Source organism: Belliella filtrata (assembly GCF_022549775.1).
GTDB lineage: Bacteria > Bacteroidota > Bacteroidia > Cytophagales > Cyclobacteriaceae > Belliella > Belliella filtrata.
Genome location: NZ_JAKZGP010000002.1, coordinates 59,480 through 78,684, shown reverse-complemented (window position 1 = coordinate 78,684; position 19,205 = coordinate 59,480). Strand labels below are relative to the sequence as shown.

Sequence of the window (19,205 nt, the reverse complement as noted above, 5' to 3'; positions counted from 1 at the left end):
ATTACTAAAAATGAATTTAACCAGTTTAAGTAAATAATAATGAGAAACCTAAGAACTAAAATAACCACCTGTTTGCTCTGTTTTATCCTATTAAGTGTAGAGACGGCATGTCAGGCACAGAATGCCCCGTCAAGCAAATCTCAAGCTGAAGTTGGACAAATCCCGCCTCATCCACCGAGGTTACCAGAAGGTGCCATACCAGCATTTCCAGGAGCTTGGGGTGGGGGCATGTTTACTACAGGAGGAAGAGGAGGGAAAGTTTATGCAGTCACAAATTTGAATGATAGCGGTCCTGGTAGTTTTCGTGAGGCCATTGAAAGCGAAGGGCCTCGAACAGTGATATTCCGTGTGGCGGGGACATTAGAAGTTAAAGAAGATCTCGATATCAATCATCCGGATATAACCATTGCTGGTCAAACAGCTCCAGGGGATGGGATTTGTATTGCAGGGACATTGAACATCAATACCCACAATGTAATTGTGAGACACCTGCGCGTCCGTCGCGGCATTCCTGTAGGTGGTCAAGGAGATGATAATATTGGCGGAAACCCACACCATCATGTGATCATTGACCATTGCTCTACAAGCTGGGGGATGGATGAGAATATTTCACTTTACAGACACATGAGGCCGTCTTTGGATGAAACCACACGCATCAAAGATCCTGCAGAATTTATCACCATCCAATGGTGTATTTCCAGTGAAGCCTTAGATGCCAAAGGACATGCCTTTGGGGCAACTTGGGGAGGAAATCCAGCTACTTTCCACTATAACCTGTTTGCTTCCAATACAGCAAGAAATCCTTCCATAGGTATGTCTGGGCTATTTGATTTTAGATACAATGTGATTTACAATTGGAGACACCGCACGATAGATGGAGGAGATGAAACTTCCATGATCAACTTGATCAACAATTACTTCAAACCAGGGCCCGCTACCCAAGAAAATATGCGAGCGGTCTTCGCCAGAATTGAACAAAGAAGCATGTATTCACCAGGCAATGCATGGAGTGAAGGTGACTGGTATCCAAAGGAGAATAACCGACCTGGGAAATGGTATGTTGCAGGGAATATTATGGATGGAAATGAAGCCTTGAACAGCGACAATTGGGCTGGCATGAAGATGAAAGAAACGAAAGACTCCATGATCCCTGAAGGGAGTGACGGTAAAGAGATGGCCAGGGTGTACACCCCATTTGAAGGCTGGCCAGTGGCTCCACATCAAACTGCCGAGGATGCTTTTGAGTCTGTCTTGAATAAGGCAGGAGCGACCTTGCCAAAAAGAGATGCCGTCGATACACGTGTAGCAGAAATGGTTCGCACAGGAAAGCCAATGACCAAAACAGGAATTATCAAAAGCATAGATGAAGTAGGTGGTTATCCCAAATTGACTTTTGATCCCTCAGAAGTACCTGTAGATTCCGATGGAGATGGAATGCCAGATGAGTGGGAAATCAAATACAACCTTGATCCCAATAATCCTGAAGATGGGGCAATCGATTCTGATGGAGATGGTTATACGAATTTGGAAGAATACCTCAATGGAACCAATCCCCAAGAAAAAATCAATTACCGAAACCTTGGTAACAATGTGGACAAAATAAGCTAAAGGAAACCAAATGGCATCCTAAACGCTTGATTTGAGATTTCTAACATTAAAATAAGCAAATATCTGTTTTACATTATCCCCTGATTTTCAGCTTGAGGATTGGCCTGCATACAAGTTACCATGTAAGCACAGGAAGGTATTTGTCTTGTAGAAGCTAGATTTATAATTCATTAGCTAACCATGTGTTTTATAGCATTACATTGATGGATATATTGAAAGGAACTGGTTTTTTGGCAGCGATAGTAATTTGTCTTGCCTGTGAAGTAAAACCTCAGGAGATCACCCCCGAGCTCATGGAAGAAATTTATGAAGAGATAAAAACTCCTTATAAATATGGGCTTGTCAAAGTCCCACCATCTGATGACTTGATGATGGATTGTCCAAGTGTCTTTAGGAAAGATGGTAAATGGTATATGGTTTACCTGATTTTTGGGGGACGAGGCTATGAAACTTGGTTAGCAGAAAGTGATAATCTACTTGATTGGGAAACCAAGGGTAAACTGATGTCTTTCTCTGATTCCACCGATTGGGATGTGAATCAAAAGGCAGGGTATGTCGCATTACAGGATTTCGAGTGGGGAGGTTCATATGAATGGAATCCCTACGAAGGCAAATACTGGATGAGTTATTTTGGTGGAAATAGTACAGGTTATGAAGCGGGATTGCTTTCTACAGGTATTGCATTTACGAACCAGTCCCCAACAGAAGTTCATGAGTGGCAGCGACTGTCTGAACCTGTCTTGAAGGCAAATGATGCTGATGTGAGGTGGTGGGAAAATAGCACACATTACAAAAGCTCGGTGATTTGGGATAAAAAGGAAAAACTGGGGTATCCTTTTGTGATGTATTATAATGCACGAGGAGATAGTATCAATCCAGCCAAAGGCGCAGAAAGAATCGGATTGGCTGTATCCAAAGATATGATTAATTGGGAAAGGTTTCATGAAGAACCCTTGATCAACCATCACAAGGGGATTTCTGGTGATGCCTTTATCCAGGAAATAAATGGTGTCTATGTGATGTTTTTCTTTGGTGCATTCTGGCCCGACAGGCAAGGTGATGGCGCCTTCAATCGCTTCGCTGTTTCCAATGACTTACTCCACTGGGTGGAATGGGAGGGAGAAGACCTGATCAAGCCTTCCGAGTCTTATGATTCAGTTTTTGCACATAAATCATTTGTGGTTAAGCATGACGGAATAGTCTATCATTACTATTGCGCTGTCAATGATAAAGGTCAAAGGGGAATCGCAGTGGCTACTTCAAAGGATTTGGGGAAGAGTACATTAAGTTTTGTAGCAGATGAAAGTAACTAGTTTTATCACATTATCCTTATTGTTTGTTGCATTGAATTTTCAATTGCTCCAAGCGCAGACTGTAACAGGAGAGCCTGCAGGAGTTCCTGAAGCACCAAGGAAGTACGCTTTTGCCCCATGGGAAGATCCCCAAGTCACTAGTATCAACAGGGCACCTGCGCGGGCAACTGCCTATTCCTTCGCTACGCCAGAAGAGGCATTGGAGGGGGATAGGGATAAAAGCAGGATGATGCTGCTGAATGGTGAGTGGGATTTCTCTTATGCCGAAAACCTCATAGCTGCATCTCAGCATTTTTTCAAAGAAAGGGTTCAAGGCTGGGATAAAATTGATGTACCTTCCAATTGGGAGCTCAAAGGTTATGATAAACCAATTTATAAAAGTGCGGTATATCCCTTTAGACCTGTAAACCCACCATTCATCCCCAAGGATTACAATGGGGTAGGTTCCTATCAAAGGACTTTTACAGTTCCTGATGACTGGAATGATATGACCACCACGCTACATTTTGGAGCAGTCAGTTCAGCGTTTCAAGTTTGGCTCAATGGAGAGTTTGTTGGCTATGGAGAAGATAGCTTTCTACCTTCTGAATTTAATATTTCACCTTATCTCATTCCTGGAGAAAATATCCTTTCTGTACAAGTCTTACGTTGGAGTGATGGATCCTATTTGGAAGATCAAGATCACTGGAGGTTAAGTGGAATCCAGCGGGAAGTGTTCTTAATGGCAGAGCCAAATCTTAGGATTGGGGATTTTCACTGGCAAGCAAAACTTGATAAGGATTATCAAGATGCAGTTTTTCAGTTAAGGGCAAAAATCGATAATTTCAAAGGAGAGCAGCAATATGGTCACCAGTTGAAAGTTCAGCTGTATGACCCACAGGATAATCCTGTTTTTGAAAAGCCATTGGAAAAAACTGTCAAAGATATACTAAATGAAAGCTATCCAAGATTGGACAATGTGAGGTTTGGCATGTTTGAGGCGAGTGTTGAGAACCCATTGAAATGGAGTGACGAAACGCCAAATCTTTATACAGTAGTTTTGACTTTGGAGGATTCTTTAGGAAATGGTTTGGAGTCCAAAAGCTCGAAAGTAGGATTCAGATCAATCGAATTTTCTAAGGACAATGGAAAGTTATTGATCAATGGAAAGGAGACCTATATTTATGGTGTCAACAGGCATGACCACCACCCTGAGCGTGGCAAGGCTATGACCAGAGAGGACATAGAAGAAGATGTGAAAACAATTAAGAAGTTTAACTTCAATACCATCAGGACAAGCCATTATCCAAATGATCCCTATTTCTATGAACTCTGTGATGCATATGGGATTTTTGTGATGGATGAAGCTAATCATGAGACCCACGGAATCGGAGGAAAATTGAGCAATGATAACCAATGGACTCATGCCTATATGGAGAGAGTCACCAGGATGGTTCAAAGAGACAAGAACCATCCAAGTATCATTTTTTGGAGTCTTGGGAATGAAGCAGGCAGAGGCCCGAATCATGCGGCTATGGCTGAATGGGTGAAAGATTTTGACATTACAAGACCAGTGCATTATGAGCCAGCTCAAGGTAACCATAGGGTTGAAGGGTATATTCCACCCGATCACCCAGATTACCCATCCGAGCATGCCTACAGGATACAAGTCCCTTCTGATCAACCTTATGTAGATATGGTCAGCAGGTTTTATCCAGGGGTATTTACACCAGAATTGCTTGTAAATCAACAGGTAGATAAGCGGCCAATAATTTTTGTAGAATATTCCCATTCTATGGGGAACTCTACAGGCAATATGAAAGAGCTATGGGAAAAGTTCCGATCGCTACCACAGGTGATTGGTGGGTGTATATGGGACTTTAAAGATCAAGGATTGACGAAAATAGATTCAGCAGGAAATCCTTTTTATGCTTATGGAGGAGATTTTGGAGAAGAGCTTCATGATGGGAATTTCTGTATCAATGGAATCGTCGCTTCGGATGGCAGGCCAAAAGCTGCTATGTATGAATGTAAATGGGTTTACCAACCAGTAGAAAGCACTTTGGTCGATAGTGCGGATTACCTCATCAAAGTACATAATCGACATGCAGGCAAATCCACAGCAGATTATCAGGTTGTTTTGGAAGTATTGGAGGATGGGAAGTCCATTTATCGAAACAATATTCCTAGCATCTCCTTGGAAGCAGGGAAGTCTACGATATTAGACGTGAAACCTTATTTGCCCAACTTTTCTGACAAACATGAATATTTGTTGAACTTGTCCTTTACTTTAAAGAAGGATGAACTGTGGGCTTCCGAAGGGCATGTAATTGCTATTGATCAATTTTTATTGAAACAAGCACAACAAAAAGAGTTTGCAGCTACACCAAGGCTTCCTAAACTGGAAACGATATCAGAAGCGGATGCTTGGAAAGTGAGTTCAGAGAACTTTGAGCTTACATTTGATAAGAAAAATGGAGCTTTGAGCAGCTTTGTTTTTGAAGGCGAAGAACAAATATTAGCCTCAGTTTTACCCAGCTTTACCCGCCCACTTACTGACAATGATAGAAAAGGCTGGAAGCCACATCAAAAATATAAAGCTTGGTATGAGCCAGCATTGAAACTGGAAAATATGGAAGTGGATTATATTGAGGAGCTTGTCCTGATATCCAGTACTTTTAGCTTGATAGAAGGAAAAGCAAAGCTCCAAGTAAAGTATAGCGTTCATCCATCTGGATCTGTTAAAGTAGCATATGAAATGATCCCATTGGATGATCTACCGCATATTCCAAAGGTGGGTATGAAGCTTGGGGTCAGAAGGAATCTGGAAGAAATCACTTGGTATGGGAAAGGACCATTAGAAAACTATATTGACAGAAATAGTGGCTTTCAATCAGGGATCTATCAAACCTCTTTGGAAGATTTCATGGAACCTTATGTGATGCCTCAGGAGAATGCTAACCGCACGGATGTAAGATGGATGACACTAGAGGATAATTCCAGCGCTACAGGACTTTCGGTAATTGCAGACCATGTTCTTAGCATGAGTGCATGGCCTTATACTGAAGAAAATATCAATGAAGCCAAGCATATTTATGAATTAAAAGATGCAGGATTTATCACTTTGAACATAGACCTGATACAGATGGGAGTGGGAGGGAATGATTCATGGTCTGATGTTGGTCAGCCTTTGGAAAAATACCAGATACCTTCCAAACCTTACAGGTACAGTTTTTACCTTAAACCTTTCAGTAAAAATGCACCATTCCAAAAAGAGCGTTTTAGGGAGTTGAAGTTTTAGTGGGTAGTTTGGGATAGGTTTAAAAGAAAGCTTACGGCAGGTGTCCGGCCAAGGCAATAGAGGTGCAAAGGTATACTTAGAATTATTGGAAAGACAGGTGAGCGGAGAAGTGCCATTGTGTCTTTCTTACATCTTTGTTGTTTCAGGTATTTAAATCAACTTTATGATTAAATCCATTTATAGTTAAATGGTTGTAAAAATTTATAAATCAATATATTAAAACATTCTAATTTTCTAGCTCCTAATCCACCTATCATTCAAATTGGAAGAACTCTTAATTACTTATCATTACTCCCTATGAACAAAATCCAAGAGATACTAAAGTGCTTTTTATTGATTATGATGCTTATAGCTTGTCAGGGAAATGAGCACCATGAAGCTACTTTTTTCGAACCTACCTATGAGAGTTCACAGCCATGGGCTTATTGGTATTGGATGTATGGGGCCTATTCAAAAGAAGGGATCACGGCTGATTTGGAAGCGATGAAAGAAGCAGGTTTAGCGGGCGCATACCTGATGTCAATTAGGGGACCAAAAGAACCCCCTTTGATCGATCCTCCCATCATACAGACAAGTCCAGAATGGTGGGAAATGGTGTCACATGCTTTGCATGAGGCGGATAGGTTAGGCTTACAAATTGCCATGCATTCTTGTGATGGTTTTGCAGTAGCGGGGGGACCATGGGTGACCCCAGAGTTGTCTATGCAGAAGTTAGTTTGGACAGATGTGAATGTACAAGGTGGAAAATTGATAGAGATGTCTTTGGAGCAACCTGAAACCAAGGAGGATTACTACAAAGATGTGGCTGTGTTTGCTTATCCTGTCCCCGAAAAGGAATATAGAAAATCAAGTTTTGTTCGGCCTAAGGTCAGTAGCAATATCTCTGACAAGGATTTGACATTTTTGTTGGATGATTCCAAGGACGAGACTTTTTCTACCAATGAGCCAGCTTGGATTGAGTATGTGTTTGAAGAGCCATTTACCCTTAGGAATATTAAGATAAAGGTAGGTGGGTCACATAGCTATCAGGCACAGCGATTGAAACTAGAAGTGAGCAATGATGGCAGAAATTATGCTACCTGGACAAGTTTAGTACCTCCCAGACATGGATGGCAGGATTGGGATGCAGCTTATACACATGCCATAGAAGCTGCTACTTTTACGCATTTTCGCTTGGTTTATGATCCCGAAGGTACTGAACCAGGATCCGAAGATTTGGATGCTGCCAAATGGAAACCGTCTCTAAAGGTCAAAACCATTGAGTTAAGTGAAGAACCCAAAATTGGGGATTTTGAAGGTAAGTCGGGACTGGTTTGGAGAATCAGTCCTCAAACCACAGATGCTGAAATCCATACTGGAGAAGCGGCACCCTTGGAGCAAGTGATAGATATTTCAGACAGCATGGACGCTGATGGAAACCTCTCTTGGGAAGCTCCTGAAGGCCATTGGAAAGTGATAAGATTTGGACATACCTCTACAGGGCATACCAACGCTACAGGTGGGGGTGGACTTGGGCTAGAAGTTGATAAATTCAATCCAGAAGCAGTAAAACTACAGTTTGATTCTTGGTTTGGAAAGGCTGTAGAAGTGGCTGGGCCTAACTTAACGGGGAGCGTGTTATCCCTTTTGCATATAGACTCTTGGGAGGCAGGGAGCCAAAACTGGTCACCATACTTTTTGGAGGAATTCCAGAAAAGGAGGGGATATAACTTAAAGCCCTACCTCCCTGTTATGGCAGGATTTCCCATAAATGGAGCAGAATTTTCAGAGCAGGTTTTGTATGATGTCAGACAGACGATTTCTGAACTGATCGTAGATGTCTTTTTTGAAATCATGAGAAGTGAAGCAGCTACCCATGAGATAAAGTTCAGTGCAGAAAATGTAGCGCCTACCATGATAAGTGATGGCTTGCTCCATTTTAGCAAAGTAGATTTTCCTGGTGGAGAGTTTTGGCTGAATAGCCCTACACATGACAAACCCAATGACATGCTGGATGCTATTTCTGGTGGCCATATCTATGGTAAGCAAATCATCCAAGCAGAGGCATTTACCCAGTTGAGAATGGATTGGGATGAGCATCCAGGAAGCCTCAAGACGATTGGAGATAGAAATTATGCTTTGGGAATCAATCGGTTTTTCTATCACGTATTTGTTCACAATCCTTGGCTGGATAGAAAGCCTGGAATGACTTTAGATGGTGTTGGGTTGTATTTTCAGCGAGATCAGACTTGGTGGAAGCCCGGCAAAGCATGGATTGATTATGCTCAGCGTGTCCAATATCATTTGCAAAAGGGAAAGCCAGTGATAGATTTGGCTGTGTTTACTGGAGAAGGATTGCCAAGTAGGGCGGTATTGCCAGATCGATTGGCACCTTTCTTACCAGGTTTGGTAGGAGAGAAGGTGATGCAAAAAGAGGCTTCAAGATGGGCCAATGAAAACCAGCCCACCCACCAAAGACCGAAAGGAGTAACTCATGGATCCAATATAGCATTGGCAGAGGACTGGACGGATGCCTTTAGAGGATACAAATACGATTCTTTTAACCCCGATGCATTACTCAACTTGGCCTCTGTCAAGGATGGTAAAGTAGTCTTGTCTACAGGGATGGAGTATAGCGTTTTGGTATTTCCCGGAAATAGAAAAATGAATCCAAATGCAGATAAGGTATCTTATAATGTATTGAAAAAAATATGGGAACTGGTCAATGCTGGTGCTACAATCATGGTGGATAGTCCGCCAACAGGTTCTCCAAGTTTAGCATTGGATCAAGAAGGAAAAGGGAAATATGATGAACTTGTAAATATACTTTGGAAGGGCTATGATCCTACTCATCAAACAGGTCTCAACCAATGGAGTATTGGAAAAGGGAAAATAATTCAGTTGCCTTATTTGCAGGAGAGTTTAGAAGATATTGGGATTCCAGCGGATGTACTTGCAAGGCAAAAGGGGAGAGAAAGAAATCATGGCGTAGCTTGGAGCCATAGAAAGTCTGGGCAAGAAGAAGTGTATTTTATTTCCAATCAGCTAGAAGAAAAGCGGCAGATGGAATGGACTTTTAGGGTTACAGGGAAAATCCCGCAAATCTATGACCCTGTAAAGGATGAGTATAGAGAAGTCAAAAACTGGGTAGCTAATAATGGAAATACAACTATTCCTTTGACCTTGGATAAAAATGAGTCGCTATTTGTGATTTTTGACAAAAAAACTACTAAGTCAAGGAGTTCAGAAGGAAGTAATGACCTGAAGTTTTCTGAATTCCTAAGGATATCATCACCCTGGAAAGTTCAATTTGATCCAGCATACAAGGGGCCAACAGAAGAACAAGAATGGACAGTTCTAAAAGATTGGAGCAAAAATGAAAAGCCTTCCATTCGATATTATTCTGGTACAGCAAGCTATCAAAACCAATTTCAGATGGATGAAATTCCTCAAGTACCACTTTTGTTGAACTTAGGAGAAGTAAATTATTTGGCAGAGGTAATTGTAAACGGTCAAAATTGTGGTGTAGCGTGGACTTTTCCTTTCGCTGTGGACATTTCTAAAGCTATCAAAAAAGGCAATAATGAACTCATCATCAAAGTCAGCAATACTTGGGCAAACAGGATTATTGGAGACTTCAATGACCCAAACGCAGATCCAATCACATGGTCAGTAGCTGACCTATCAAGAATTAAGAACAACCCACTAATGCCATCAGGACTTATTGGCCCGGTGAGCATTGACAAAAAAGAGAAATGAGCTTGCTTTAATATGAAAATATATTTCAATCAATTTAAATCTTAACGCTCAATATTTAAGGTTTAACGTTAATCTCCTAACGATTAGCGCTTTACCCCTAGCTCCATTCTCCACTGCGTTTAAAAAAAAATTGTAAAACATGAAGAAAATCAAATTATCAGCCATCTTCTCGATCCTCTTAGTGTTTTGGATGGTATATGGGGCGATGGCTCAGGTAAGGCTTCCATCGATTTTTTCCAACGACATGGTATTGCAGAGAAATGCCGATGTCAAAGTTTGGGGATGGGCAGATCCAGGGAAGAAGGTCTTTCTTCAGGGGACTTGGTCAGATGATGTCGTAGAAGCTAGGTCTGGCGCAGATGGTAAATGGAGAGCAGAAATCCCAACGCCAGAAGCAGGAGGCCCCTATGAGCTCCGAATACAGGCAGGTGAAGGAGAGGAGGTAGTTTTGACAGGGATTTTAATAGGAGAAGTTTGGCTATGTTCGGGACAGTCAAATATGGAGATGCCCCTCAAAGGCTATCCCGGACAGCCCATATCTGGAGGGCAGGAGCAAATTGTAACTGCGAAAAACCCATTACTCAGGATGATCACCGTTCCCCGCAAAGCTGAATTGATTCCTATGGAAGATTTTGAAGGAGAATGGAAAGTGCCAAATCCAGAAACTGTGTCTAATTTTAGCGCAACAGCTTGGTTTTTTGGTAATCTATTGACCCAAGTTTTGGACATTCCAGTGGGATTAATACAGGTGTCTTACGGAGGATCCAATATTGAAGCCTGGATGGATAGTGACATGTTGGAGCAATTTCCCGAGATCAACCTACCAAAAGAAAAAAGCAATATCAAAGAGCCAAATAGAACGGCAACCGCATTGTACAATGGGATGCTGGCTCCAGTGATTGGCTATGGAATCGCAGGGGTAATTTGGTATCAAGGAGAGTCCAATTATGATAGGCCAGATCAATATGAGCATCTTTTTCCCTCAATGGTCAGCGCTTGGAGAGGACAATGGGAAGCGGGAGAATTTCCTTTCTACTTTGCACAGATTGCCCCTTTTAATTATGCCCAATTCACTCCCAATGAAGTGATCACAAAGAACAATTCAGCATACCTTAGGGATGCGCAACGCAAGTCAGCTGACAAGATCCCAAACTCTGGCATGGTCGTACTGCTGGATATTGGAGAAGAAGATAATATCCATCCAGCTAAAAAGAAGGAGGTAGGGCATCGCTTTGCCTACTGGGCATTGGCAAATACCTATGGGCTGAAAGGTTTTGAATTTGCTGGTCCAGTTTATAATGCCCATGCAGTTGATGGAAGTGTAGTAACCATATCTTTTGACCAGGTTTCTACAGGAATTACTTCTTATGGAAAGGAAGTTCATGGATTTGAGTTGGCAGGTGAAGACAGGGTTTTTCATCCAGCTCAAGCTGTGCTGGAGAGAAAGTCTATCAAACTCAGTAGTTCCCAAGTACCCAAACCTGTAGCCATCAGGTACGCCTTCAAAGATTTTACAAACGCGGAAGTTTTCAGCACAGCAGGCCTTCCCTTGTCTTCATTTCGGACAGATGATTGGTGAGCTTATTGAAATTTTAAGGAGCACACAAATCAAGCTGGTTTATTGAATAAGCTTGTACCTGCTTAAATAACAATCCTTATTAAATCTAGGATTCATCAAAATTTTAAAAATTTATTCTCCAGTTGGTGTTTTTCAGCACGTCCTAAGTAGAAGTAAACAGCTGATAACTGCAAGATATTTAACTTAAATAAATGAGTCTAGGTATTATTTTATTTTTTCTAATATAGGCTTAATGAATTATTTGATTTAGAAACTAAATAAGTTGTCCCTTGGTATTTGCGTGTGAATACTAATCTCACATTACAGCACACCACAGGAAAGAAAGGCAAATCGCTTTTGATAATTTGACCTTTGATGAAACCTTTCCGATTTTACATTATTTTGGTTGTGGGACTTGTACTTTCCCTAAATGCATATTCACAAGACCTGTCTATTTTGGACCAGTACAACCCGGTTTGGAATTCTCCCAGTTCAAATGCTGGGGAGTCCATGCCTGTGGGTGGTGGAGATATAGGACTTAATGTTTGGGTTGAGGATGGGGAGTTGATTTTTTACATGGGAAGATCGGGTACTTTTGATGAGAACAATACCCTGCTCAAGCTCGGTAGAACCCGTGTCAAGTTATCTCCAAACCCTTTTAAAGATTCGGATAGCTTCAGGCAGGAACTCGTTCTGAAGGATGGTTACCTCGAAATCCAAGCCAGAGACACCAAAATCGAGATTTGGGTAGATGTACATCGCCCTATCATTCACCTGGAAGTAGCTTCACAGCAAGCGATCAGCATGACGGCTAGCTATGAATCCTGGAGATACAAAGACCTCAAGGTAACAGGGAAGGCCAATAATGCCAACAGTTACAAATGGGCACCCCAGGGGGAAGTGATCACGTATGCTGACCAAATAGATTTTGATGTAGATGGTGTGCTTTTTTTTCATAGAAACAAAGCAGAACCCACTGTATTTGATATTGCTGTAGCCCAACAACAGTTGAGTGAGGTAAAAGAACAATTGTACAATCCTGTAGCAAACCTGACATTTGGTGGATGGATTGGAGGGAAAGGGCTGAAGGTTTCCAAAAAGCGCAGTGGGCAATATCAGGATACAGCTTATGAAGCTTGGGGGTTGGAAAGCGAGAAGCCATCCAAACAGCATCGAATAGCTATTTACTTACATACCAATCAGACAACCGATCAAAAGCAATGGCTTAACGAATTGGAGCAATTCAAAGCTGAAAATAAATCAAACACCTGGAAAAAAAACAAGGCCTTAACCCGAAAGTGGTGGAGTAATTTTTGGGATAGAAGCCATGTATTGATAGATCCTGGAAAGCGTATGAATGATTCAGTTTGGAATGTGGGGAAGAATTATCAACTATTTCGCTATATGTTGGCTTGCAACGCATACGGAAAGTATCCTACCAAATTCAATGGGGGACTATTTACGGTTGATCCATACTACACAGACAGTACTTACAAGTACACTCCCGACCACAGAAATTGGGGTGGAGGTACCATGACAGCTCAAAATCAAAGATTGGTTTATTTCCCCTTGTTAGCTAGTGGGGATTTTGATTTGCTTCCTTCCCAACTTGATTTTTACCTGAATCTCCTAAAAAATGCCGAATTGAGAACAGCGGTGTATTGGGGACATGAAGGAGCAAGCTTTACAGAGCAATTAGAAAACTTTGGACTTCCCAACCCAGCAGAGTATGGATGGAAGAGACCCGAAGATTATGACCCAGGTATGCAGTACAATGCTTGGCTGGAATACCAATGGGATACGGTTTTAGAATTTTGCCTGATGATGCTTGAATTGGAAAGGTATGATGGGCAGGATATCAGTAAATACATCGCCTTTATAGAAAGTTGTTTGAAGTTCTTTGACGAGCATTATCAATACCTAGCTAGGAACCGAGGGGCGAAAGTTTTTGATCAGCAAGGGCATTTGGTATTGTACCCAGGCACAGCAAACGAAACCTATAAAATGGCATATAATGCCAACTCCACCATTTCAGGATTGAAGGTAATCACGCAAAGGTTATTGGAATTACCAGAGGGCTACTTGGATGAGGATCAAAAATCTCATTGGGAAGAATTTCTTGCTAGAATTCCTCCTTTGAATTACAGAGAGATCAATGGGCATACCCTTCTTTCTCCAGCAAAAATTTGGGAAAGGGTGAACAATACAGAGTCTCCACAATTGTATCCAGTCTATCCTTGGAAGCTTTATGGCTTAGGTTTGCCCGATCTGGATTTTGCCTGGAACACATGGCACCATGATCCAGATGTGGAAAAATTTAGAAGTCATGTGGGATGGAAGCAAGATAATATTTTCGCCGCCAGGATGGGTATGGTGGAAGAGGCCGCGAGTTTGACTTTAAAGAAAATGGCAGATTCAGGGAGGAGGTTTTCAGCGTTTTGGGGGCCAGGCTTTGATTGGGTACCAGATCACAATTGGGGAGGTGCGGGGATGATAGGAGTTCAGGAAATGTTATTGCAAACACTCGAAGAAAAGATCTTACTATTTCCTGCATGGCCAAAAGACTGGGACGTGGATTTTAAACTCCATGCTGCTTACCAAACTACCGTGTCAGGGACTTTGAGAAACGGGAAGCTTGAAAACCTAAAAGTTATTCCCGCACATAGAGAAAAAGACATTATCAATCTTTTGGATTTCAGTTTGGAAGAGAAAAAGGGTTTGGGGGATAGGGATTGAAGGATAGCTGATCGGTTTCTAATAAGAGATCTAAATGATCATTTATCAGTACATCAGATACCAAGGCAACTGATAGCCCAAAGAAGTGTTGACTTGTAATCCATTCAACATTCATGAATTTACCCAATTAACTATTGACCAAAATAAATTCTAAAAATAATCCTCTTGACTAGAAGTTTATTTAGACCATCATAAAACCATTAATAATGAATAAGAATGCTTTGATTTTAACGCTAGGGATACTGGGAAGCACCTGCTTTGCAAGCGATACATTTGGCCAGCAAAAGGCTCTTGTAAATACGGATGACAGTCCTTTTGCAAAGCTCAAAAGTGTAAATATGCAGGATGTGAAGTGGACAGGTGGTTTTTGGAAGGAACGATTTGATGTGACTCGTGACAAAACAATTCCCTTTATGTGGAGCCTCTACCATGACGCAGAAATCAACCATGCAGTGCGAAATTTTGAGATTGCAGCAGGTCAAATTCAAGGGGAATTTAAAGGACCTTCATTTCACGATGGGGATTTTTATAAGGTATTCGAAGCCATGGCTTCACTTTATGCTGTGACAAAGGATAAGGATATTGACAAGGAAATGGATAGAGCTATTGCTCTGATTAAGAAAGCTCAAAGGGAGGATGGTTATTTACATACCCCTTTACTGATAGAAGAGCGCTGGGGTACTCTTGGTCCTGAAGAAGTTCAGAAGCAGTTGAGTTTCGAAAAATACAACATGGGTCATTTGATGACTGCGGCATGCGTTCACTATAGGGCAACAGGAAAAGATAATTTTCTCAATGTAGCCATAGGGGTTGCGGATTTTCTCTATGACTTTTATAAGGATGCTTCACCAGAATTGGCCAGAAATGCCATATGTCCTTCGCATTATATGGGAGTGACTGAAATGTACAGGACTACTAGAGACCCGAAGTATTTGGAGTTGTCGCAAAACCTGATTGATATAAGGGGGAAGACAGAAGATGGAACAGATGATAATCAAGATAGAAGCCCATTCAGAGATCAGAAAGTGGCTATGGGGCATGCTGTAAGGGCCACATACCTCTATGCGGGCGTAGCGGATCTTTATGCAGAAACAGGGGAGGATATCCTACTGGAAAACCTTCTTTCAATCTGGGAAGATGTAGTGTTTAGGAAAATGTATGTCAATGGAGGATGTGGAGCCTTGTATGATGGTGTTTCTCCAGATGGTACTTCCTATGATCCGACGCTTGTTCAAAAAACCCATCAGTCGTTCGGCAGAGCCTATCAACTGCCGCATGCTTCAGCGCACAATGAGACATGTGCCAATATTGGTAATATGTTATGGAACTGGAGGATGTTGCAGCTCACTCAAGATGCAAAGCATACCGATGTGATGGAATTGAATTTTTATAACAGTATCCTATCAGGTGTCAGTTTACAAGGGACGGAGTTTTTTTACAATAATCCGCTTAGTGCAAAACTTGATTTTCCTTATGAGCTTAGGTGGCCAAATACCAGAGAAGGATACATTTCCAAAAGTAATTGCTGTGCTCCAAATGTAGCAAGAACCCTCGCGCAAGTGAATAATTATGCCTACAGCATTTCTGAGACAGGGCTTTTTGTGAATCTTTTTGGAAGCAATTCATTGAATACAAGGTTGCCCAATGGAGAACAGTTGTCACTTAGTCAAGCCACGGAATATCCATGGGATGAAACTATCAATTTGACAATCGATAAAGCTCCAAAAGATGAATTCATTATTCATATGAGAATTCCCGGATGGTGTGAAAAAGCCTCTTTGAAAGTGAATGGAGAAATTCAAAAACATAAACTTGAATCGGGAACATATGTACCTATTGCCAGGCAGTGGAGAAAAGGAGATCAAGTAGAATTGGTATTGGAAATGCCTGTACAATTTCTAGCATCTCACCCACTTGTAGAAGAGAGCAAAAACCAACTCGTTGTTAAAAGAGGACCTATCGTGTACTGTGTAGAATCAATGGACTTGCCTGAAGGAAAGCAGGTGGATGATTTAATATTTGACACTGAGAGCGAGTTTACCACAGAATGGATGGATGTAAAAGGAAGCAAATTCTTGGTGCTTAAAGGAGAAGCAATCTTTCAGTCAGAGATAGATTGGAACAAAAAACTGTACAACCCTTTGAACAAAGATTATTCAAACCGAGCCAACCTAACCCTGATCCCCTATTACGCTTGGGCAAACCGAGGAGAAGGAGAGATGCAGGTATGGATGCCATTTAAGTGATGGATATGAACACAGGTATAAGGCAGAAGATTCAAGACAGCGATGTCTTGTCCTGAAATTACAGGACACTTGTTTGTTGATTCTAAATTCTAAAATCTAAACCCCTCCCAAAAAACCAATCAAGTAAGTACAGGATGGCTCATTGTTGATAGAGACTAAGTTTGTTGAAAGATTTTCAAACTACTAAACTTCCAAGACGATGAAATTAAACTCCATGCCTAACTTCAATATAAAAGGAGGAATTATCCCCCCAATGATCACACCGATGTTGGATGATGATACCTTGGATTTGGAGGGGTTGGCTAGGTTGATAAACCATGTGATAGATGGTGGAGTACATGGTGTTTTTATTTTGGGTACTACAGGAGAGTCCACAAACCTTTCCAATAAGCTCAAACACGAACTTACCCAGAAAACATGTGAAATCGTAGCTGGTAGAGTGCCCGTTCTTGTGGGTATCACAGACACTTCTACTGTAGAAAGTGTGAAATTGGCCCAGACGGCTTCAGATACTGGAGCTGCTGCTTGTGTCGCTGCCCCTCCATACTATTATGCATTATCTCAACCTGAGCTGATAGAATACTACACAGACTTAAACCAAAGACTTCCTTTGCCTTTGTTTTTGTATAACATGCCCGTGCATACCAAAACAGTAATAGAACCAAAAACGGTAGCAGAACTTTCAAAATTAGAAGGAATTATTGGAATTAAAGACAGTTCAGCAAATGCTGTTTATTTCAATAAGCTAATCCATACCATGAAGGATAAGTCAGAGTTTACACTTTGGGTAGGGCCTGAAGAGATAATGGCTGAAGCAGTGATGATGGGTGCAGCAGGTGGTGTCAATGGAGGTGCCAATATTTTCCCAAAGCTGTATGTGTCCTTGTATGAGGCTGCGCAGTCAGGAGATTTGGAAAAAGTCAGAGAACTTCATAATCAAGTAATGCTCATTTCAGATAGTCTCTATACCATTGGGAAATACGGCTCTTCGTACTTGAAAGGAGTAAAAGCAGCATTGTCTGTTTTGGGAATTTGTAATGATTTTATGGCCTCTCCCTTGCATAGATTTGAAAAATCAGAGAGAGACCAGGTGGTAAAAGCTGTGGAAAACATTAAGTCTGTATTAGCATAATGGTAGATCAAATAGAAATACTTGACTTGATTATCTTCTTTGGATACATGGCAGGTATTCTCTTGTTTGGAATCTCTTTCTATTTCAGGAAAAATAAGACACCTGAAAATTACGTGACTGGAGGTGGTAAGTTACCCACTTGGGCTATTGGAATGTCTATTTTCGCCACCTTTGTGAGTAGTATCAGCTTCTTGGCCCTCCCTGGAAGTGCTTATTTGAGCAATTGGAATAGTTTAGTCTTTAGCTTGACGATTCCTATTGCAGCATATATTGCAATAAAGCTTTTTATTCCTTTGTATAGGAAAATCAACAGTGTTTCGGCATATTATTATCTAGAGGTAAGGTTTGGCTCTTGGGCTAGAACATATGCCTCGGTATGTTATCTACTGACCCAAATGGCACGTATGGGATCAATTCTTTACCTTTTGGCCCTTCCGATGAATGCCTTGCTGGGCTGGGACATTACTTGGATTATCATCATTACTGGCCTTTCTGTGATTATTTATGCGGCATTAGGGGGAATTGAAGCGGTTATTTGGACAGATGCCATACAGGGGATCATTTTGATTGCTGGAGCCATTTTATGTTTGCTCATCATCATCAGTCAAATCCCAGGAGGTGTGCCTGAAGCAATTGAGGTTGCCAAAGCCCATGATAAATTCAGCTTAGGAAGCTTAGAATTGGATTTTACGAGTGCTACTTTTTGGGTGATTTTGATATATGGATTTGTTATCAACCTCCAAAACTTTGGGATTGATCAGAATTATATCCAGCGGTACATGAGTGCTAAAAATGAAAAAGAAGCAGTACAGTCCACATGGTTTGGGAGCTTACTTTATGTACCTGTGTCCTTGTTGTTTTTCATGATAGGAACAGCCCTTTTTGTCTATTACCAATCCGATATGAACATGTTACCTGCGGACTTGCAACCTATGGAGGCCGCAGATAAGATTTTTCCATATTTCATCGTAAACGGCCTTCCTACTGGATTCACTGGCTTATTGATTGCAGCCATTTTCGCAGCAGGTATGAGTACAATATCTACAAGTTTGAATAGCTCATCGACGATTATCCTTTCAGATCATTATAAGAAATACATTTCAAAAAATCCAACCACAAGTTCCAGTTTTAAAGTTTTGAGGATTTCAGCACTTTTTATGGGGCTGATCAGCATCGGTGTTGCCTTAGCCATGACCAATGTCACCAGTGCTTTGGATGCTTGGTGGGCATTGTCTTCCATCTTTAGTGGGGGAGTTCTTGGTTTGTTTTTACTTGGCTATATGGCAAAAAATGTAAATAAAATTGAAGCGCTGATAGCGGTAGTCAATGGGGTCCTTCTGATCTCTTGGATGAGTTTATCGGGGTTAGTTTTTGAAAGTAGTTTGCTAGAAAAATTCCAAAATCCACTTCATGCTAACCTTACTATTGTGATGGGTACTATGGTGATATTTCTGACTGGATTCCTATTGAGTGGGTTCGGGAGAAAAAAAAATAGGAGTTAAACATAAAAATCAAAAAAATAAAAAGACAAAGTGGAAAGGGTGAGGAGATAAATAGCGAGAGTTAAGTTTAGAAAAATGAATAATTAAAAGAG

Annotated in this window: 9 protein-coding genes; all 9 read left to right on the top strand. The window is 41.2% G+C overall.

The genetic code is table 11. The features are described from left to right. The first annotated feature begins 39 nt into the window (after positions 1-39). The 9 genes from MM239_RS01745 (at position 40) to MM239_RS01705 (ending at position 19,113) form a co-directional block, all read left to right on the top strand. Positions 40-1,608 (top strand): polysaccharide lyase, encoded by a 1,569-nt coding sequence (locus tag MM239_RS01745; RefSeq protein WP_241346079.1) that lies wholly within the window; start codon positions 40-42, stop codon positions 1,606-1,608. Positions 1,609-1,811: 203 nt separating this feature from the next. Continuing rightward, positions 1,812-2,921: a glycoside hydrolase family protein gene (locus tag MM239_RS01740; RefSeq protein WP_241346078.1), complete on the top strand. Its 1,110-nt coding sequence runs from the start codon at positions 1,812-1,814 to the stop codon at positions 2,919-2,921. Further along, on the top strand, positions 2,908-6,201 hold the full coding sequence (locus tag MM239_RS01735) for a glycoside hydrolase family 2 TIM barrel-domain containing protein (RefSeq protein ID WP_241346077.1): 3,294 nt from the start codon (positions 2,908-2,910) through the stop codon (positions 6,199-6,201). Before MM239_RS01740 ends, MM239_RS01735 begins: the two co-directional genes overlap by 14 nt. 297 nt (positions 6,202-6,498) lie before the next feature. After that, entirely contained in the window at positions 6,499-9,939 is a 3,441-nt protein-coding gene (locus tag MM239_RS01730) for a glycosyl hydrolase (RefSeq protein WP_241346075.1), read from the top strand. Between the two features lie 139 nt (positions 9,940-10,078). Next, entirely contained in the window at positions 10,079-11,518 is a 1,440-nt protein-coding gene (locus tag MM239_RS01725) for a sialate O-acetylesterase (protein WP_241346074.1), read from the top strand. A 354-nt stretch (positions 11,519-11,872) separates the two neighbouring features. Then, positions 11,873-14,233, top strand: a complete 2,361-nt coding sequence (locus MM239_RS01720) for a DUF5703 domain-containing protein (RefSeq protein WP_241346072.1) — start codon at positions 11,873-11,875, stop codon at positions 14,231-14,233. A 206-nt stretch (positions 14,234-14,439) separates the two neighbouring features. Further along, positions 14,440-16,479, top strand: a complete 2,040-nt coding sequence (locus MM239_RS01715; RefSeq protein ID WP_241346070.1) for an aceric acid hydrolase — start codon at positions 14,440-14,442, stop codon at positions 16,477-16,479. A gap of 199 nt (positions 16,480-16,678) precedes the next feature. Continuing rightward, the gene (locus MM239_RS01710; protein WP_241346067.1) at positions 16,679-17,611 is read left to right on the top strand and encodes a dihydrodipicolinate synthase family protein; all 933 of its coding nucleotides are present in this window, start codon (positions 16,679-16,681) and stop codon (positions 17,609-17,611) included. Then, positions 17,611-19,113 carry a sodium:solute symporter gene (locus tag MM239_RS01705; protein ID WP_241346065.1) on the top strand — a complete coding sequence of 501 codons (1,503 nt, stop codon included), beginning with the start codon at positions 17,611-17,613 and terminating at the stop codon, positions 19,111-19,113. The genes MM239_RS01710 and MM239_RS01705 overlap by 1 nt, the downstream gene beginning before the upstream one ends. Positions 19,114-19,205: the final 92 nt, after the last annotated feature.